Source organism: Solemya pervernicosa gill symbiont (assembly GCF_002020875.1).
In the GTDB taxonomy this organism is placed as follows: Bacteria; Pseudomonadota; Gammaproteobacteria.
In genome coordinates this window covers 19,980-38,074 of sequence record NZ_MPRL01000022.1, presented here as the reverse complement: position 1 = coordinate 38,074, position 18,095 = coordinate 19,980, and the positions used below count along the sequence as shown (strand labels likewise).

The window sequence follows — 18,095 nt, the reverse complement described above, 5'->3', positions numbered from 1 at the left end:
TCTTCGTCGTTCGCTCGCGCTCTCAACTACGAATATGCAGACGGCGTCGACTATCGCGGACTAACCGCCTTCGCTTCGCTATCCATGGCGGTCAGCGCATGAAAAAATCAGAGCAACCGACAAACCGCTACACCATAGCCCGCTTAAGCTGGCTGGCTGGCAGTGCTGGCGTGGAGTGTCGTGATCGGTACTTCTATCGCATGGAATCTCGCCCATCAGCAGCAGATGGCGATCGAACTTGCTTCTATCGCAGCGCGAGAGAATTTTAATAAGGATCAGGCCTTTCGCCTCTGGGGAACATTGCATGGCGGCGTCTATGTCCGCCCCGATGAACGCACCCCGCGCAGCCCCTATCTAGCCCATCTACCCGATCGTGACCTCACCACCACCGATGGCGTTGAGCTGACGCTGATGAATCCCGCCTACATGCTGCGACAGATGATGGATGAGTACTCCGAACTCTACGGCATCAAGGGCAAGATCACCGGCAAGATCCTACTCAACCCAAACAACAAGGCCGATGCATGGGAGCTGGAGGCGCTCGATTCATTCGAACGTGGTATAGGTGAAGTAGCGGACGTTGCCGAGATCGATAACGCGCCCTACGTGCGCCTGATGAAGCCGATGTATATGCAAAAGGGTTGCGAGAAGTGTCATGGACACCTCGGCTTTAAGGAGGGCGATCTTCGCGGCGGTGTTGGTGTCGCGATTCCACTACAGCCCTATATAGAGAGCAGCTCGGCCAATAGCCGTGCAATGATGGTTACTCACTCCGCCGTCTGGCTACTCGGCCTGGGCGGTATCACTCTGATAGTCAGACAGCGCCGTAAACGCGCCATTGATGAGGAGCACGCCAAGCTCCTGGAGAAAGAGAAACTTGAGGCCGAGAGCGCCAACAAAGCGAAATCCGACTTTCTCTCGCGCATGAGCCATGAGCTGCGCACCCCTCTCAACGCCATTATCGGCTTTACCCAGATTATGCAGCTCGACAATAAGGACAGCGTCATTGATGAGAGCATTGATGAGGTCTCCCGTGCCAGCCACCACCTACTGGAGCTGATCAACGAAGTACTCGATCTGTCTCGAATCGAGTCCGGTCGCATGGAGTTATCGCTATCGCCGATTGATTGCAGAAGGCTAATTAATGAGTGCATCACACTCATCTCACCGCTGGCCAAAACACGCGGCATTGAGATCGAGCTCCGAAACGGCAACGCCCTCTGCCCTGCCGTAATCGGCGACCGGGTGCGCCTCAAACAGGTGATCGTCAACCTGCTCTCCAACGCCGTGAAGTACAACCGTGATGGGGGACGAGTCACCATCGACTACGGAGCGAATGAACAAACGGGAGGGATACGCATCACCGATACCGGGGATGGGCTCAGCCAAGATGAGCAGGCACAGCTATTTCAGCCATTCCACCGGCTACATGCCGAGGTGAGTGAGGTTGAGGGAACCGGCATTGGACTGGTGATTAGCAAACGGCTGGTAGAGCTGATGGATGGTGAGCTTGGCGTCGATAGCACACCCGGCAGCGGCAGCACCTTCTGGTTCAAGACTCCACTTAGTGATCAACCCGTAGCGGCCGATGAATCCTCTTCTGATGAAACCTCCCATTCGATCGAAGACGAGGAGAGTGACGCGCTTAAAACCGTACTCTATATCGAAGATAATCCATCCAATGTTCTACTCATGGAGCACCTCTTTAAACGTCGCCCCGATCTCAGGTTGATCACAGCCCAGCAACCCTCTCTCGGAATTGAGCTGGCCCAGGCACACCGCCCACAGATGATCATGTTGGACCTCAGCATGCCAGGCATGCACGGCTTTGAGGTCAAGGCGGTACTCGAGAAGGACGAATCGACACGCAACATACCGGTGATTGCTGTCACCGCAAGCGCCATGCCCGGCGATATTGAGAAAGGAAAATTGGCCGGTTTTCGTTACTACATGACCAAGCCGATCAACGTTGCCGAGGTGTTCCGCGTTGTTGACGATATTCTCGGTGAAGCGTAGCGCAGCGCCCACCTACCAGGGTTCGAAATTTCATCCTGCATCACCGATAATGACGAGCTGTAATAGTAATCGGCGCAGTCATGAATCCGCAGAAACGGCACGAGATCTTCTCACGCTTTCAGACAAACAATCCCCACCCGACCACTGAGCTCAATTACGACTCCACCTTTGAGCTGCTGATCTCCGTAATCCTATCGGCACAGGCAACCGATGTGGGTGTTAACAAGGCCACCGCAAAACTCTATCCGATCGCCAATACACCGGAGGCGATCTATGCGCTGGGTGAAGAGGGACTGAAGCACTACATCAAGACCATCGGTCTGTTTAACAGCAAAGCGGCGAATGTGATCAAGGCGTGCAAGATGCTGATCGAGCTGCACGATAGTGAAGTACCGGAAGATCGTGCCGCACTTGAGGCGTTACCGGGGGTCGGGCGCAAGACCGCCAACGTGGTACTCAACACCGCCTTAGGCCATCCAACCATGGCCGTCGATACCCACATCTTTAGACTCTCAAACCGTACCAGGATCGCGCCGGGAAAAAATGTCGTCGAGGTCGAGAAAAAACTACTGAAGTTTATTCCCGCGGAGTTCATGCAGGATGCCCACCACTGGCTGATTCTGCACGGACGCTACACCTGTATTGCGCGCAAACCGCGCTGTGGTAGCTGCATTATCGAAGACCTGTGTGAATTTAAGGATAAGAACCTCGATTGAGGCCGCGACACTCATCCAATTAGATAGATCAGACCCACCGTCAGCAGCGCCACAGCGATACTGCGCAGACCACTCCAGAGCCAGAAGGTCCCTCCGACTCGGCCAAGAAAGGCGCCGAGCAAAAAGATAATCGAGATCGCAACGCCCATAGCCATCGGTAGCGCGTCGACGGGCAGCACCAAACCGCTCCGCGCCATCCACAGCGGCGAAATAATAATCAGTGCAAATATCAATGGAGCCATTCCATTGACGAGTGCCACCAACCACGGAATCAGCATCGCTGCACGCGCATGGTGACTCTCATCGAGTGAGGTCACCATCGCCTCCTCCAACTTCATCAAGGCACGGCGACGTTCCGCCGCTTCACTGATATAGGCGCTGGAGATGCCACTCATACCCAACGCCAGAGCAGTGGCCAGGCAGGAGGTAATCACCACCGCAAGCTCAACCTGTTCACTGACATAAAAACCCATCATCAGACCGAGTATCGCCAACGCACCATCAAAACCGTTAACCACAAAATAGCGACGCATGATCTCCTCAGAGTGGGAGATGGCAAGAAGTGTTTTAAGCTGCTGTAGCGTAACCATGATGAATGAGCGGGTAATCGGCTTTCGACTACTCAGTGGTGCTAGCCACCGAGACAACATCAATACTGTGCAGTGAGGCGCCGTTTTCACTGATCGCCACATTTACCGCTTCAAAATCGATATCACTTCCTTCGATTTCGACCTGCAGCGTTTCGGTGTTCTCATCGACCTCAATCACCCGTACATCGACCCGGTAATCATCACCGATAGCGGCAATCGCACGAGCGAAATCGAGCACATTGGGTTGATGGGGTTTGAGCACATCGAGAATGACTCTTTGAACGCGGGACATCAGACTCTCCAAAACGGGTAGATAAACAAAGTTTCGTTCACTACCTCGGCAGAGGCAAGTTCGTGGGGAATAAAGAATTCCCAGCTTAGGCGTTGGATCGTTCACCCGGGAAGGGGTGAACATTGGACTCACGGTCGGCATGCTTGGAGATCTGCATGCGATTTTTACCCAGATCTTTAGCAATATACATCGCATCATCCGCCTCGGTGAGTAGTTCGTCGGCAGAGCGTCGGTCATTCATGAAGAAGGTAATTCCGATTGAGACACCCAGCTGCAGATTGAGACCAGAAAAATCGATCGGTTGGTTAAGCGACTCGATCACCTGTTCACAGATGCGCGTTGCGTTACTCTCTTCCTTCACATCGTTGAGGATAATGGTGAACTCATCACCACCGACTCGCGCCAGCACATCGGAACCACGAATAATATGTTTCAATTTTGCTGCAACCTCGCGCAGCGCATAATCACCAGCAGCGTGACCATACCCATCGTTTATCGCCTTGAATCCATCAAGATCGAGGAACAGCAGCGCTGAACACTTCTTATAGCGTTTCGCCTGTTGAATCGAGTTTCCCAGCTGCTCATTAAATACCGTACGGTTGGGCAGTTCAGTCAGAGAATCGTGCGAAGCGAGATAGGTCAGCTCCCGAGTACGACGCTCAACACGTTCCTCAAGCTCGTTCTCGATCTTGTTACGCTGCTCGATCTCTTTATTGATCTTCGCCACCACGCGGGAGGCGATAATAAAGCTGATCACCAGACCAAAGACGAGCAGTGCAGCGATCACCTTCTTCTCAAATTCGATCTCGCGGCTGGTATGTGAGAGCTCCATACTGTTGTGGATATGCTGTAGTGCGATGAACTCCCCCATCAACGACATCGCCTTCTCCTGACTCGGAATCGCTTCGTTGTAGAAGATCATCTTGGCAGGTTCAATATTTCCATCGATGATCATATCGGCAATCTGATTCTGTAAACGTCCAGTGATATTGGTCTGCACATGCTGCGCAGTAAGCAACTCTCTCTCCTCTTGATCCAGATTGGTCTGCAGAACCTCTTCTCGCATTTGCAGATAATCCTGCGCGATATCACTCATCAGCATTCGGTGATCGTCAAGATCGAATGGATCGTTGGTCATAAACATATGCTGCAGCGTCAAAGAGCGCTCTCTGGCCAGACGCAGGAACTCACTCATTACATGGATCTGCACATTGTGTTGAGCAACAACACGGGTGAAGTTCTTTTTCGAGTCGGAGAGGTAGTGGATACCGGTCGTGGCGAAGGCCGCCATCGTTGCGATTACGATGGAAAAACCGAACCAGATAATTTTTGAGGTGTAACGCCTACGACGATCCATATCAGAAACCGTGCTTATTATTATTTAATGATCAGCGAAGCACGGGGCGCCGCAGGCATAAACGGTCGCGTGAAGTTTTTGCTGTTTGCTTGGGCTTGGATGCCCAAAACAAACTCTCGCAAAAATAGCGACTCCCCTATTCTATTTCAAAATCAGCCACATAACCCGACAATACCAACGTTATTATTTCAAAATCATTTTCTACCTTTCAGAGAAATCTTCCTCTGCTAAAATCCACACCCTCATTACAATTTTCAGGTTAACTATCATGTTATTCGGTCAAGACCGGGATCAGATGCGCCGCTTCTACTGTGAAGTATGGCGTAAACATCAGTCGCGCGAACCTCTCGAACCGATGGAGCAGATACTCGCCGAGACCATCGTTAAACACCCCGAGTACCAGACGCTACTCGATGATCCTGAAAGTGCTCTGCAGCACGAGGCACCGCTCGGCATGGGCGTCGACAATCCCTTTCTGCATATGGGAATGCATATCGCCCTGCATGAGCAGGTCTCCACCGATCGTCCGGCGGGAATTGGTGCCCTCTATCGAGCTTTACTGGCAAAGGCGAGCGATGCCCATGACGTTGAGCACAAAATGATGGAGTGCCTCGGCGACGCACTATTCCACGCCCAACAGAGTGGCACCGCACCCGACGATGTTTCCTACCTTGAATGCATTAAGAAAATTAATACATAAATTCAGCAAGTTATAACTATTATTAATATTTTTTCATACCGCAGTGAAATAATCTGAATTCCCCACAGGTCTTTTTCTCCGAGGCCACATGAATCTGTAGAGACACGCCAGAGCGGCTAATAACGGAACGTATACACAAACTTGGAGAGTCACCATGTCGAACAACAAAATGCACAAAAACACTATCGCCGCACTCGGTACCGCCTTTGCAGTCAGTCTGGCAGCAGCACCAATGGCTAACGCGGCTGAGAATCCCTTCCAGATGACCGAGCTCTCAAGCGGCTACATGGTTGCTGACAACCACGCCGGTAAAGAGGGCAAATGCGGCGAGGCGAAGTGTGGAGGTGCCAAGGCTGACGATAAGGCCAAAGAGGGCTCCTGTGGCGGTGATAAGGCCGGCAAAGAGGGTTCATGCGGCGGTGACAAGGCTGCAGCACCGGCCAAGGCGAGCGGTGAAGGTAAATGTGGCGAGGCGAAGTGCGGCGGTAACAAGTAAGGCACTGCATCGTGAGCGAAATGAATCATAAGGTTCATGGCGCCGGACTCGGTCTGCGGCGGCCCCTGCTGGGGCCGCTTACCGAGACGCCGCATGAACAGATCGGATTCCTTGAGGTCGCCCCGGAGAACTGGATGGGTGTCGGTGGTGCGCTGGGCAAACAGTTCCGCGCCTTCACTGAGAGCCACCCCTTCATCCTGCACGGCCTCTCTCTATCAGTTGGCGGTCCCGCACCGCTTGACGAAAACTTTCTGCATCGCCTCAAAACATTTATGGGCGAACACAACATCTCGCTCTATAGCGAACACCTCAGTTACTGTGCCGATGACGGTCACCTCTACGACCTGATGCCGATCCCCTTCACCGAGGAGGCGGTCGAACATGTCGCGGCACGCATTAGAAAGGTTCAGGATATTCTGGGTCAGCGCATCGCCATGGAGAACGTCTCCTACTATGCAGCACCCGGACAGCAGATGGCAGAGATCGACTTCTTCAATGCGGTGATCGAAGCGGCCGACTGCGACATCCTGCTCGATGTAAATAATGTCTATGTTAATAGCGTTAACCACTGTTACGACCCACTCGAATTTATCAAAGCGATCCCCTCTGAGCGGATCGCCTATCTGCATATCGCCGGCCACTATAAAGAGGCCGAAGATCTGCTAGTCGATACCCACGGTGCCGAGGTACTGCCAAGTGTCTGGCAGATGCTCGACTACACCTACCGGCAGCACGGCGTGATCCCGACCCTGCTGGAGCGCGACTTCAATCTGCCACCGCTTGAAGAGCTGCTACTAGAGGTCGATCAGATCCGTGCAAGGCAACTGGCAGCCACCTCTGATACGGAGGCGAACCGTGCGAACCGTGCAAGCCACTAAACGCCCCGATTTCATCGATCAGCAATACGACTTCGCCGCCTATATTCGTAACCCGGAGCATAATGCGGCACCGGATGGGATTGAGACGCGCCGCATGGCGATCTATCGCGATCTCTTCTACAACAACATCGAGAACTTCGCCGCCAGCGCCTTTCCGGTGATTCGTGCTATCACCTCCGATGAGAGGTGGCACGCGATGATTCGCGACTTTATGGTCAAACACCACTGCAAGACGCCGCTGTTTCTCGAGATCGCCCAGGAGCTGCTCGACTACCTGCAGAATGAACGCGAGCCACAGGCGGACGACTACCCCTTCCTGCTCGAGCTGGCCCACTATGAATGGGTTGAGCTGGCCCTCTCGATCTCTGAGGAGTCAGCCATCGGCGAAGATGTCGATCCCAATGGGGATCTGATAACGGGCATACCGCAGCTCTCACCACTGGCATGGCCACTCAGCTACCACTACCCCGTCCACCGCATTGGGCCAGAGCAGATCCCCGATGGCGAAACAGAGACCCACCTGGTGGTCTATCGTGACCGGCACGACGCGGTTCACTTTCTTGAGATCAACGCCGTCACCGCGAGACTACTTCAGCTGATTCAGCAAAATGTTGCGGCCAGTGGACGCGAGCTGCTCGAATCGATCGCGACCGAGATGAATCACCCACAGCCGCAGCAGATTGTCAGTGTGGGCGCCGAAATTCTGCTCGACCTGCGCCATCGCGACCTGCTGACTGGCATCCACAACATCCCAGAGAGATAGGAGTCCGGAATGCGATTGGCGATCAGGCTACAGGAGCTACTCAACCTCACCCGCAACTTCGACTTTCTCGGACCGCTGGCACTGCGCCTCTATCTGGTCCCGATCTTCTGGATGGCGGGCACCAAGAAGCTATCTGACATGGAGAGCACCATCGCCTGGTTTGGCAATCCCGACTGGGGTCTCGGTCTCCCCTTCCCCACCTTTATGGCCTACGCCGCCAGTATCACAGAGGCAGGTGGCGCCATCCTGCTGTTGCTCGGACTGGCGGTGCGCTGGATATCCATCCCACTGATGGTGACCATGGTGGTCGCCGCACTTACAGTCCACTGGCAGAACGGTTGGCTTGCGATCGCCGAGGGTAATGGCATCTTTGCCAACGAACGGACTGCCGGTGCAGTTGAACGACTCGACCGCGCCAGGGAGCTGCTACGCGAACATGGGCAATATAGCTGGCTCACCGAAAATGGCAGTTTTGTCGTACTCAATAACGGCATCGAATTTGCCGCTACCTACTTCATCATGCTGCTGATGTTGCTGTTTGTCGGCGCAGGACGCTACTTCAGCGTCGACCACTGGATCGCCAAACGTTACATGGCATAACCCCACCAAATCGCTGTGAACTTTACAGCACACGAGGGGCGACTAGATTCACCTTATCAGGCGGTGAAAGAATCAACCGGCCGCCAGGAGGTACATCATGGGTAATTTACTGACTGGAGAGAAACCTCTCGCCTTCGACCACGACGGTTTTATGATCGATGCAGCAGAGTGGGATGAAGAGATCGCCGAAAAGATCGCACTGCTGGATGGATTCAACAGCCTCACACCAGGGCAGTGGCGTGTTATTAAATGTCTGCGTGGCGAGTTTCAGGCTCACCAGATGGCACCGCCCATACCCGCCCACGTCTGTTTTATCACCCACAACGAGCCCCACTGCCTCGACACACTCTTCACCAGCGCCAAAGAGGCATGGCGTATTGCGGGACTGCCCAATCCCGGAGAAGAGGCGCAGGCGTATATGTAGCGCTATCTATGGCGGATCGGAGTCGATGTGACTCCGATCCCTGAGGTTGCTACAAGCCGACCAGGCACCAGAGTCAAAACCCTAGTCCGGTACCTGTTACCAACCGCCCATCCCTGTCACCTAAATAAGTGGCCCGGATGCAGCACGGTGGAATCCGGGATATCGATATAATCCACGCCCCGGATTGCGCTTCGCTCCATCCGGGCTACCCGTTTACTGGAGTCGTACCTCCTGAATCCATGATGGAGGCCAGGAGCATCGAAGAGGTACCGGAGTCGAACCCCGACTCCGGTACCGATCCTGTTATCTATCGTTGGCGTCTACGGCGAGACGATTAAGGAACTGATCCACGAAAGGTTCGGTGACGGCACCATGAGTGCTATCGACTTCACTATGGATATAGACAGAGAGGAGAACCCTGCCGGTGACCGCGTGGTCGTTACCTTGAATGGAAAATTCCTGCCCTACAAATCCGGGTAGAACGCTTATCCACTGATGACTCACACCACATCGATTTATGTGGAGTGAGTACTAGTCATTCAAACGCACAACCTATCGTTTCACATCCTTCATGCGCGACTTAAGCGATGATGTCCGCCGATTCAACTTATCGTCAAAGATCGTCGTGTAGGCCATCACTGCTTTCACATAATCACGCGTCTCACTGTAGGGGATCAGCTCCACCCACTCATCGGCAGGCGTCGTACCGCTATCAGGCAACCAGCTATCGACACGATGCGGACCGGCGTTATAGGCCGCAGTGGCCAACGCCTGATTATTATTAAACCGATCGAGCATGCGCCGCAGATAACTGCTACCGAGTTGTATATTGCGTGAGGGCTGCAGGATATCGTTGCTGCGCAATCGCTTGATACCGAGACTCCTGGAGAGCTCTCGTGCTGTTTTTGGCATCAGCTGCATCAGGCCCAGCGCACCGACGCCTGACTGGGCATCGGCCATAAAGGCGCTCTCACGCCGCAGCACGCCGAAGACCCACTCGGGATCGATCTTCTGACGCTTGGCATTTTTCACGACCAGCTGTTTAAAGGGCGTGGGAAAACGGAGCTCCAGATCGCTCAATTGACCGGTACGGGCCGTGGTGAGGATCGCACCATCGTGCCAGCTCCAGCGACTCGCCAGCACTGCAGCCAGTCGAGTCTGTTGATTATCGAATCCACTCAGCAGCTGGTGCCACTCGCGTCGCGCCTCGGTGTTGCGGTTGAAGTGGAGTAGTTCACGGGTACGTTTTACCGCATCCAGTGCAGCGATCTTTTCGATACCGGTATCTTCATCGAGTAACGGAATCGAGGTGAGATGGTAGGGCCGTTTGGTTTTGTCTGCCGATAGAAATCCGTAATAACTCACCGTACCCGCAAGATCGACATAGGTTTTATTCGCGCTACGTCTATCGCCACTCGCCTCTGCGGCACGTGCCTGCCAGTAACGCCACTGTTTCTCCTGCTGCTGATCCTTGGGCAGGGCCTTGATACTCCTCTTCAGCAGCGGCCAGTCGTTCTGATAGATGGCAAGTTTGGCCTGCCAACGCAGCACCTCATCATTGATCCATTGCGGCTTCAACGCAGTGATCCAGTCGCGTGTCTCGGGTCGTTTCTGCAGTCCACCTCGCACCACGATATAGCGTGCTACCTCTGCACGATCCTTATCACTAAAGCGATAACCATGCTCAATCTTGCTCCACTGTTTCCACGCCTTGGTTGCATCCTTTCTTGCCAGTCTTTTGCTTCCGTAGATAACGATGCGTCGATTAAGTGCATCATCGCGTTTCAACTTTTTCGACGGCAGGTATTTGGCCGGGTCACGCCGCACCTGTTTCCACAGCGTAAAACGCGCCCGATCACTTTTACTCAACCGTTTCGCCAGATAGTTGGCAAGGGTGATATTGCCTTGCTCAACGGCCAAACCGATCCGTTTCCAGATCAGTGCGCCCGTCATACGCGGACTCTTATCGAGCACGGCGAAGAGTGGATCACAAGCCTTCGGTTGCGACTTTCCACTGAGCCAGATCTTCTCAATCTGTGGCAGCAACTTATCGACACCCTTGCTACGGCTCTCGGCACGTAGTGCGTAACATCGATATTTAGCACCATCACGACCGTCGTAGTGCTTCAGATAGCGAGACCATTCACCACGCTTACCGAGTTTGAGTAGATATTTACCCAACAGGCGTGAGGCCAGAGGCAGATCCGAGTAACGTTTTATAAAACGCCTCAACTCACTATCTGAGACCCTATCGAGACGCTGCAGCAGTTCGCTCTGCTGCAGGTAGGGGTAGAGAGGGTAGTGAGTGAGCTTTTTCATCACCCGTTTGAAACGCGGCTTATCCTTCGCCTTGAACGCCGAGACCGCATCTTTATAGAGACGGCGTTCGCTATCGTACTCACCCGCAGAAACTGTACCTGAGAGGAGCAGCCAAACCGACAGCAGCAGGATGGAGAAAAGTGGGCGCATGTGATCGTAGATATCGTCTACTTAAAGTAGCGGTAAAGGGGCCATTCTAACAGCACGGCAGGCGGCTAATCGTCGTCAAAACTCTACAAATAGTGGAAGATTATCGATCTCGTACGCCGATCAACTCGATCTGGTAGCCGTCCGGATCCTCAACAAAGGCGATGATGGTGGAGCCAGCATTCATCGGCCCGGCATCACGCAGAATTTTGCCGCCACGTTCGCGGATCTGCTCGGTCGCCTGGTAGACATCGTCGACCTCCAGGGCGATGTGGCCAAAGGCAGTGCCGATCTCATAAGACTCAACACCCCAATTGTAGGTCAGTTCAATGACCGTATTGTCGGCTTCACCACCGTAGCCGAGAAAGGCGAGTGTGAACTCACCATCGGGATACTCTTTGCTGCGCAGTAGCTGCATACCGAGCACCTCGGTATAGAAGGCGATCGAACGATTCAGGTCGCCTGTGCGGAGCATGGTGTGCAAAATTCTCATAGCCTCTCCATAGAGCCATCGATTATTGGGTGGATGGTGCGCCGAAAAAAAAACCCCCTGCAACCCGAGGCTGCAGAGGGTTATTTTGGCGTTACTGGCGTCAGTTACCGCGCTTGGCACCGATACGCAGACGCAGCGCGTTGAGCTTAATAAAGCCCGCTGCATCCTTCTGATCGTAGGCACCCGCGTCATCCTCAAAGGTGGCGATACTCTCATCAAAGAGTGAATCCTTCTCCGACTTACGACCGGCAATGTAGACGTTGCCCTTGTAGAGCTTGATGCGCACGGTACCGTTAACGTGCTCCTGGCTCAGATCGATCGCCGCCTGCAGCATCTCGCGCTCAGGGCTCCACCAGTAACCGTTATAGATCAGCTTGGCGTAGCGTGGCATCAGCTCATCCTTCAGATGCATCGCCTCACGATCAAGGGTCAGCGACTCCATGGCACGATGTGCACGCAGCATGATGGTGCCGGCGGGAGTCTCGTAGCAGCCGCGTGACTTCATGCCGACGTAGCGGTTCTCGACGATGTCATCACGACCGATACCGTTATCACCACCAATCTTGTTCAGCGTCTCCATCACCGTGGCAGGGCTCATCGCCTCACCGTTGATGGCAACGATATCGCCCTTCTCATAGCTCAGCTCAAGATAGGTCGGCTCGTCAGGGGCCTGCTCAGGAGAGACGCTCCAGCGCCACATATCATCCTCAGGCTCATTCCAGGGATCCTCAAGAATGTCGCCCTCGTAAGAGATGTGCAGCAGATTGGCATCCATTGAATAGGGGGATTTTTTACTCTGCTTGGCATAATCGATCTCGATGCCGTGCTCTTCGGCGTAGGCCATCAGCGACTCGCGGGAGTTCAGGTCCCACTCACGCCACGGGGCGATCACATGGACACCGGGCATCAGCGCATAGGCTCCGAGTTCAAAACGCACCTGATCGTTACCCTTGCCGGTAGCACCGTGGGAGATGGCATCAGCACCGGTCTCTTTGGCAATCTCGATCAGACGTTTTGAGATCAGCGGACGAGCAATCGAGGTACCGAGCAGATACTCGCCCTCATAGATCGCATTGGCACGGAACATTGGAAAGACGAAGTCGCGGGCAAACTCCTCACGCATATCGTCGATATAGATCTCTTTGACACCTGCCGCTTTCGCCTTGGCGCGGGCCGGTTCGACCTCCTCGCCCTGACCGATATCGGCGGTAAAGGTCACCACCTCGCAGTTGTACTCATCCTGCAACCACTTGAGGATGATTGAGGTATCGAGACCACCCGAGTAGGCCAGCACCACTTTCTTCACATCAGACATCAGAACCTCGTCTATCGGTCCCTATGGGACCCGCATCAAAAATCTGGGAGAACGCATCAAGCGGCAGACACCTGAGCCGATTGTGCGAATAGCTTTCAAGCCAGAGGGGGAGGGTAAGGTGCGGAGGAAATCCGCGTCCTGATTGCAACAAAATGCCCGCCCCTGCGGCTAACCAAGGGCGGGATTATAGCGAAAATCGTTACGCAGTGCGCCTCTCTACTTGGAGAGTTCGATCGAGACGCGGCGGTTCTTGGCACGCCCCTTCGGAGTCAGATTGCTCTCCATCGGACGACGCTCACCAAAGGCGTCGGTGGTGATGATGCTGCTATCGACACCAAAGTCGAGCAGATAGCGCTCCACCGTATCGGCACGTTTGCGTGCAGTCACCTCATTTTTATCCATCTCGCCGTCACTGTCGGTATGACCGGCGATCATAATCGACTTCACCTTCGGGTCGTAACGCAGATACTGGGTGAGACGGTCAAGCTCCGCCCGTGCCATACGACTCAGGCCGGTGCTGCCTGAGGCGAAAAAGATCACCATATCGCTGACGGTGTCGTACTCGTAGGGCGGCAGCCCGGCCACGCAACCGAGAAACTCATCCAGACCATCACGGAACTTAACGGTCGAGAGCGTTACCTTGATCTGATCCTTACCGTTCGCCCAATCACCGTAGCTGAAGGTGGGCTGCATCCCCTCCTCCAACTCGTAGAGCATACGCAGCGCCATCTCGCCCTTTATATAGAAGGGACGGCGGCCCTTGCTCATGCGCGTCGAACCCACCTCACGCACCTGCTGCGACGACTGCCAACCGGTCGGATAGGAGGAGATATGCGCCTTACCTGAACGCGCCTCTTCACGGTTGGTGGAGATAAAAAAGACCATGTCGCTATCGATACGGCGCACAAAGGTAGCGATACCGTAGTAGGGAATGATGTGGGAGAGCTCACAGCTCCCCTTGCTGCTGATCGCGCTCCAGCTCGAGCTCTCCAGCGTCGCCGCATAGCTCTGGTACTCCGCTCTCGCAGATAACGACACCAGCAACAGTAAAACCAATGAAAACAGACGCTTCAAGGGACACCCCACATCACAATTACAACTTCTCGTACACCTATTGTCGGCCAGATCGGTGCAATCTTTACTCATGGCACAACTGGCAATGGCGACAACTAGCCTTTCAAACAGAAAGGGGCATCCCGAAGGACACCCCTTTTATACGATCCATGACGCACAGATCAGCTACCACTACCTCGCCAAGCCGAACTAAGCATGGCGAACAGCAGTACGGCGATAAAGGCCAGACCACCAAAGAAGAGCTTAATCGGTCCGGGCGGCTTGCCGCTCAGACCACTCTTGCCATCTCTGGGGAGTGCCAGACACATCGTCTTTAGTTCCGCCCTTCCCTAGCCAACCGGCTGGAAGTGGGCAGGCTCCTGCTCGGCCATATGCTCGTAGGTCTGCCAGCGCAGATCGAGCGACTCCTGAGCCAGCTTCATCAGCTTGGCGGCGGCATCGGCATTGTTCTTCTGCAGCAGCTTGTAGCGCTGTTCGTTGTAGGCGAACTCCTCGAGTGGAATCGAGGGGCGCGTGGAGTCGAGGATGAAGGGACGTAGACCCGCCTTGCGACGCTGCGGGTTGTAGCGCAGCAGTGGCCAGTAACCGGATTCAACCGCCTTCTCCTGCTGCGACAGACCATCGCGCAGATCGATGCCGTGTGCAATACAGGGGCTGTAGGCAAGGATGATTGATGGGCCTGGATAGGCCTCAGCTTCACGCATCGCCTGCAGGGTCTGCTGCGGGTTGGCACCAAAGGCCACGCGGGCGACATAAACGTTACCGTAGGAGATCGCCTGCAGCGCCAGATCCTTCTTCGTCACCGCCTTACCGGCGGCAGCAAACTTGGCCGTTGCTGCAATCGGTGTCGACTTGGAGGCCTGACCACCGGTGTTGGAGTAGACCTCGGTATCGAGCACCAGCACGTTGATGTTACGACCGGAGGCGAGTGCGTGGTCGAGACCACCCGAGCCGATGTCGTAGGCCCAACCGTCACCACCGACCAGCCATACTGAACGACGAACCAGATGATCGGCCACGGTCAGCAGCGCCTTTGCCTTCGGGTCGTCAATCGTCTCCAGACGACGCTTGAGCTCTTTCACCCGCTCTCGCTGCTGATGCATCTCGGTACCGATCTCCTGACTGGTATCCATCAACGAATCGATGAACGCCTGATCGAAGTGATCGGTCATCCCGGAGAGCATATCCTTGGCCATCACCAGCTGCTGGTCGGCCGAGACACGCATGCCGAGACCAAACTCGGCGTTGTCCTCAAACAGCGAGTTGGACCAGGCAGGACCACGCCCCTCTCTATTGGTACTCCACGGTGTCGCCGGCAGATTACCGCCATAGATCGAGGAGCAGCCGGTGGCGTTGGCCACCAGCAGTCGCGGACCAAAGAGCTGGGTCAGCAGACGTACATAGGGGGTCTCACCACAACCGGCACAGGCACCAGAGAACTCAAACAGCGGTTCGAGGAACTGGGCACCACGCACCGAGGCGAAGTTGACCGTGGAGCGTTTGTTAACCGGGATGGTGTCGAAGAAATCGATATTGGCTCTGGCCTCATCAAGATCGGGCTCTTTGGCCATCATGTTGATCGCCTTGCGCGAATTCGAGTCGTCGTTCTGATCGTAAGCGGGACACGCCTCGACGCAGAGGCCACAACCGGTGCAGTCCTCAACATAGATCTGCAGGGTGTAGCGTGACTCGGGGAAACCGCGAGCCGAGACGGGCGCCGACTCAAAGGTCGCCGGTGCGTTATTGAGCGTATCTTCGTGATAGAAACGGGCGCGAATTACGCTGTGCGGGCAGACGAAGGAGCAGTTACCACACTGGATGCAGACATCGGGCTCCCACTTCGGCACGAAGTCAGCGATGTTACGTTTCTCCCAGCGGGCAGTACCGCTAGGGTAGGTGCCATCGACCGGAATCATCGAGACCGGTAGATCGTCACCACGGCCCGCGAGCATCGGTGCCGTGACCTCCTGAACAAAGGTCGGCGCCTGTACTGAAACCGACGGCTTCATACCGTGGCTGGAGCTGATACGTTCCGGCACCTCAACCTGGTGCAGATGATCGAGTGAGGCATCAACCGCCTTGAAGTTGAGATCGACAATCTCCTGACCCTTACGCATATAGGTCTTCTCGATCGCCGCCTTGATGTTGGCGATCGCCTCATCACGTGGCAGCACGCCGGAGAGGGCGAAGAAGCAGGTCTGCATAATGGTGTTGATACGACGACCCATACCGGCATTACGTGCCACGGTGGTGGCGTCGATAACGTAGAAGCTGATGTTCTTGTCGATAATCTGCTGCTGTACCGGCTCTGGCAGATCGTCCCAGACCTTATCGGCAGCGACCGGGCTGTTGAGCAGGAAGACCGCCTTGTCGGCCGCCTTGTCGAGCATCTCCACCTGATCGATGAAGTTGTACTTGTGGCAGGCGATGAAGTTGGCCGAGGTGATCAGATAGGGGGCCTTGATCGGGTCGGGACCGAAGCGCAGATGCGAGGTGGTCTGCGAACCCGCCTTCTTCGAATCGTAGACGAAGTAGCCCTGACAGTAGAGATCGGTGCTCTCACCGATAATCTTGATCGAGTTCTTGTTGGCCGAAACGGTGCCATCAGAACCGAGACCGAAGAACATCGCACGGGTGACGTTATCGGGTTCGATATCGAAACCGTGATCGAACTCGATCGAGCTGTGGGTCACATCGTCGTTGATGCCGACGGTGAAGTGGTTCTTGGCGTTATCGGCGGCGAGGTTATCGAAAACCGCACGCGCCATCGCCGGAGTGAACTCCTTGGAGGAGAGACCGTAACGACCACCGATCACACGCGGCATCGCATCGATCATCCCCTCACCCAGCGCCTCGGCCAGGCCCGTGATCACATCCTGATAGAGCGGCTCGCCCGCGCCACCTGGCTCCTTGGTACGGTCGAGCACGGCGATCTTCTTGCAGCTCTTCGGTAGCGCCCCGAGCAGGTGTTTCATGCTGAAGGGACGGAACAGACGCACCATCACCAGACCCAGCTTACGACCGTTGGCGTTCATCTCGTCGATGGTCTGCTCGACGGTCTGTGCACCAGAGCCCATCATCACCACCACCTCTTCGGCATCCTCTGCGCCGTAGTAGTCGAACAGGTGATACTGACGTCCGGTCAGCCTGGCCAGTTCATCCATCGTCTCCTGGACAATTTCAGGCACCGTGTCGTAGTAGGGGTTGGAACTCTCACGCCCCTGGAAGTAGACATCGGGGTTCTGCGCAGTACCGCGAATAAAGGGGTTATCGGGATTGAGTGCACGGTTACGGTGAGCAAAGACCATCTCTTCGCTGATCATCTCGCGGATCTGATCATCGGTGATGAGGCTGATCTTGTTGATCTCGTGCGAGGTACGGAAACCGTCGAAGAAGTTGATGAACGGTACGCGCGCCTTGAGCGTCGCGGCGTGGGTAATCAGCGCCGCATCGTGCGCCTCCTGTACCGAATTGGAGGCGAGCATGGCAAAACCGGTCATGCGCGCCGCCATCACATCCTGATGGTCACCGAAGATCGACAGTGCCTGGGCGGCGATTGAGCGGGCCGCGACATGGAACACCGACGAGGTCAGCTCACCGGCAATCTTGTACATGTTGGGCAACATCAACAGCAGCCCCTGCGAGGCGGTAAAGGTGGTGGTCAGTGCACCGGTCTGCAGTGCGCCGTGGGCGGTACCGGCGGCACCTCCCTCACTCTGCATCTCGATGACCTGTGGCACCTGGCCCCAGATATTCTTAATCCCCTGGGTCGCCCACAGATCGGAGAGTTCCGACATATCGGACGAGGGGGTGATCGGGTAGATCGAGCAGATGTCGCTGACCCGGTAGGCGATGTGTGCGACGGCGTTACCACCATCGACGGTAACCTTCCTGGTGTTGTTCTGTTCACTCATA

The 18,095-nt window shown here is 55.1% G+C and carries 18 protein-coding genes and 1 pseudogene; 10 read left to right on the top strand and 9 right to left on the bottom strand.

Features of this window, described 5'->3' with window-relative positions:
- Positions 1-180 precede the first annotated feature (180 nt).
- Both BOW52_RS07280 and nth read left to right on the top strand, forming a co-directional pair.
- Positions 181-2,016: an ATP-binding protein gene (locus BOW52_RS07280; RefSeq protein WP_135622126.1), complete on the top strand. Its 1,836-nt coding sequence runs from the start codon at positions 181-183 to the stop codon at positions 2,014-2,016.
- An 80-nt stretch (positions 2,017-2,096) separates the two neighbouring features.
- On the top strand, positions 2,097-2,732 hold the full coding sequence (gene nth, locus BOW52_RS07275; protein ID WP_078483429.1) for an endonuclease III: 636 nt from the start codon (positions 2,097-2,099) through the stop codon (positions 2,730-2,732).
- 11 nt (positions 2,733-2,743) lie between these two features.
- On the opposite strand, the gene BOW52_RS07270 is transcribed toward nth, so the two are convergent.
- The 3 genes from BOW52_RS07270 to BOW52_RS07260 form a co-directional block, all read right to left on the bottom strand.
- Positions 2,744-3,382, bottom strand: coding sequence for a VIT1/CCC1 transporter family protein (locus tag BOW52_RS07270; protein ID WP_236725666.1), 639 nt, complete (start codon positions 3,380-3,382; stop codon positions 2,744-2,746).
- Positions 3,351-3,614 carry a DUF211 domain-containing protein gene (locus BOW52_RS07265; protein ID WP_078483427.1) on the bottom strand — a complete coding sequence of 88 codons (264 nt, stop codon included), beginning with the start codon at positions 3,612-3,614 and terminating at the stop codon, positions 3,351-3,353. The genes BOW52_RS07270 and BOW52_RS07265 overlap by 32 nt, the downstream gene beginning before the upstream one ends.
- Positions 3,615-3,699: 85 nt before the next feature.
- On the bottom strand, positions 3,700-4,971 hold the full coding sequence (locus tag BOW52_RS07260; protein ID WP_078483426.1) for a diguanylate cyclase domain-containing protein: 1,272 nt from the start codon (positions 4,969-4,971) through the stop codon (positions 3,700-3,702).
- Between the two features lie 268 nt (positions 4,972-5,239).
- Between BOW52_RS07260 and BOW52_RS07255 the strand changes: the two genes are divergently transcribed.
- From BOW52_RS07255 to BOW52_RS07220, 8 genes and pseudogenes are all read left to right on the top strand, one after another.
- Positions 5,240-5,671: a DUF1841 family protein gene (locus BOW52_RS07255; protein ID WP_078483425.1), complete on the top strand. Its 432-nt coding sequence runs from the start codon at positions 5,240-5,242 to the stop codon at positions 5,669-5,671.
- A 154-nt stretch (positions 5,672-5,825) separates the two neighbouring features.
- Positions 5,826-6,167: an HvfA family oxazolone/thioamide-modified RiPP metallophore gene (locus tag BOW52_RS07250; RefSeq protein ID WP_078483424.1), complete on the top strand. Its 342-nt coding sequence runs from the start codon at positions 5,826-5,828 to the stop codon at positions 6,165-6,167.
- 20 nt (positions 6,168-6,187) lie between these two features.
- On the top strand, positions 6,188-7,045 hold the full coding sequence (locus tag BOW52_RS07245) for an HvfB family MNIO-type RiPP peptide maturase (RefSeq protein WP_078483423.1): 858 nt from the start codon (positions 6,188-6,190) through the stop codon (positions 7,043-7,045).
- On the top strand, positions 7,023-7,808 hold the full coding sequence (locus BOW52_RS07240; protein WP_078483422.1) for an HvfC family RiPP maturation protein: 786 nt from the start codon (positions 7,023-7,025) through the stop codon (positions 7,806-7,808). Before BOW52_RS07245 ends, BOW52_RS07240 begins: the two co-directional genes overlap by 23 nt.
- A gap of 9 nt (positions 7,809-7,817) precedes the next feature.
- Positions 7,818-8,408 carry an HvfX family Cu-binding RiPP maturation protein gene (locus tag BOW52_RS07235; RefSeq protein ID WP_078483421.1) on the top strand — a complete coding sequence of 197 codons (591 nt, stop codon included), beginning with the start codon at positions 7,818-7,820 and terminating at the stop codon, positions 8,406-8,408.
- A 97-nt stretch (positions 8,409-8,505) separates the two neighbouring features.
- Positions 8,506-8,832 carry a TusE/DsrC/DsvC family sulfur relay protein gene (locus BOW52_RS07230; RefSeq protein WP_078483420.1) on the top strand — a complete coding sequence of 109 codons (327 nt, stop codon included), beginning with the start codon at positions 8,506-8,508 and terminating at the stop codon, positions 8,830-8,832.
- 128 nt (positions 8,833-8,960) lie between these two features.
- The gene (locus BOW52_RS07225) at positions 8,961-9,170 is read left to right on the top strand and encodes a hypothetical protein (RefSeq protein WP_172840226.1); all 210 of its coding nucleotides are present in this window, start codon (positions 8,961-8,963) and stop codon (positions 9,168-9,170) included.
- Positions 9,133-9,312, top strand: a pseudogene (locus BOW52_RS07220) (cyanase); the annotation flags it as partial. The gene BOW52_RS07225 and the pseudogene BOW52_RS07220, both read left to right, overlap by 38 nt.
- 72 nt (positions 9,313-9,384) lie before the next feature.
- Here the strand turns inward: BOW52_RS07220 and BOW52_RS07215 are convergent.
- The 6 genes from BOW52_RS07215 to nifJ form a co-directional block, all read right to left on the bottom strand.
- Positions 9,385-11,301 carry a transglycosylase SLT domain-containing protein gene (locus tag BOW52_RS07215; protein WP_078483419.1) on the bottom strand — a complete coding sequence of 639 codons (1,917 nt, stop codon included), beginning with the start codon at positions 11,299-11,301 and terminating at the stop codon, positions 9,385-9,387.
- 100 nt (positions 11,302-11,401) lie between these two features.
- Positions 11,402-11,791, bottom strand: coding sequence for a lactoylglutathione lyase (gene gloA, locus BOW52_RS07210; protein WP_236725665.1), 390 nt, complete (start codon positions 11,789-11,791; stop codon positions 11,402-11,404).
- A 100-nt stretch (positions 11,792-11,891) separates the two neighbouring features.
- Positions 11,892-13,106, bottom strand: coding sequence for an argininosuccinate synthase (locus BOW52_RS07205; protein WP_078483417.1), 1,215 nt, complete (start codon positions 13,104-13,106; stop codon positions 11,892-11,894).
- A 216-nt stretch (positions 13,107-13,322) separates the two neighbouring features.
- Positions 13,323-14,180 (bottom strand): flagellar protein MotY, encoded by an 858-nt coding sequence (locus tag BOW52_RS07200; protein ID WP_172840224.1) that lies wholly within the window; start codon positions 14,178-14,180, stop codon positions 13,323-13,325.
- 161 nt (positions 14,181-14,341) lie between these two features.
- Positions 14,342-14,488 carry a hypothetical protein gene (locus BOW52_RS16980; RefSeq protein WP_172840223.1) on the bottom strand — a complete coding sequence of 49 codons (147 nt, stop codon included), beginning with the start codon at positions 14,486-14,488 and terminating at the stop codon, positions 14,342-14,344.
- 21 nt (positions 14,489-14,509) lie between these two features.
- Positions 14,510-18,094, bottom strand: coding sequence for a pyruvate:ferredoxin (flavodoxin) oxidoreductase (nifJ, locus tag BOW52_RS07195; RefSeq protein ID WP_078483415.1), 3,585 nt, complete (start codon positions 18,092-18,094; stop codon positions 14,510-14,512).
- Position 18,095 lies beyond the last annotated feature (1 nt).

Bases quoted from the DNA above. Each gene is read 5' to 3' on its own strand.
- nth (WP_078483429.1), top strand. From the start codon at position 2,097: ATGAATCCGCAGAAACGGCACGAGATCTTCTCACGCTTTCAGACAAAC.
- BOW52_RS07270 (WP_236725666.1), bottom strand. From the start codon at position 3,382: ATGTTGTCTCGGTGGCTAGCACCACTGAGTAGTCGAAAGCCGATTACC.
- BOW52_RS07265 (WP_078483427.1), bottom strand. From the start codon at position 3,614: ATGTCCCGCGTTCAAAGAGTCATTCTCGATGTGCTCAAACCCCATCAA.
- BOW52_RS07260 (WP_078483426.1), bottom strand. From the start codon at position 4,971: ATGGATCGTCGTAGGCGTTACACCTCAAAAATTATCTGGTTCGGTTTT.
- BOW52_RS07255 (WP_078483425.1), top strand. From the start codon at position 5,240: ATGTTATTCGGTCAAGACCGGGATCAGATGCGCCGCTTCTACTGTGAA.
- BOW52_RS07250 (WP_078483424.1), top strand. From the start codon at position 5,826: ATGTCGAACAACAAAATGCACAAAAACACTATCGCCGCACTCGGTACC.
- BOW52_RS07245 (WP_078483423.1), top strand. From the start codon at position 6,188: ATGAATCATAAGGTTCATGGCGCCGGACTCGGTCTGCGGCGGCCCCTG.
- BOW52_RS07235 (WP_078483421.1), top strand. From the start codon at position 7,818: ATGCGATTGGCGATCAGGCTACAGGAGCTACTCAACCTCACCCGCAAC.
- BOW52_RS07230 (WP_078483420.1), top strand. From the start codon at position 8,506: ATGGGTAATTTACTGACTGGAGAGAAACCTCTCGCCTTCGACCACGAC.
- BOW52_RS07215 (WP_078483419.1), bottom strand. From the start codon at position 11,301: ATGCGCCCACTTTTCTCCATCCTGCTGCTGTCGGTTTGGCTGCTCCTC.
- gloA (WP_236725665.1), bottom strand. From the start codon at position 11,791: ATGAGAATTTTGCACACCATGCTCCGCACAGGCGACCTGAATCGTTCG.
- BOW52_RS07205 (WP_078483417.1), bottom strand. From the start codon at position 13,106: ATGTCTGATGTGAAGAAAGTGGTGCTGGCCTACTCGGGTGGTCTCGAT.
- BOW52_RS16980 (WP_172840223.1), bottom strand. From the start codon at position 14,488: ATGTGTCTGGCACTCCCCAGAGATGGCAAGAGTGGTCTGAGCGGCAAG.
- nifJ (WP_078483415.1), bottom strand. From the start codon at position 18,094: ATGAGTGAACAGAACAACACCAGGAAGGTTACCGTCGATGGTGGTAAC.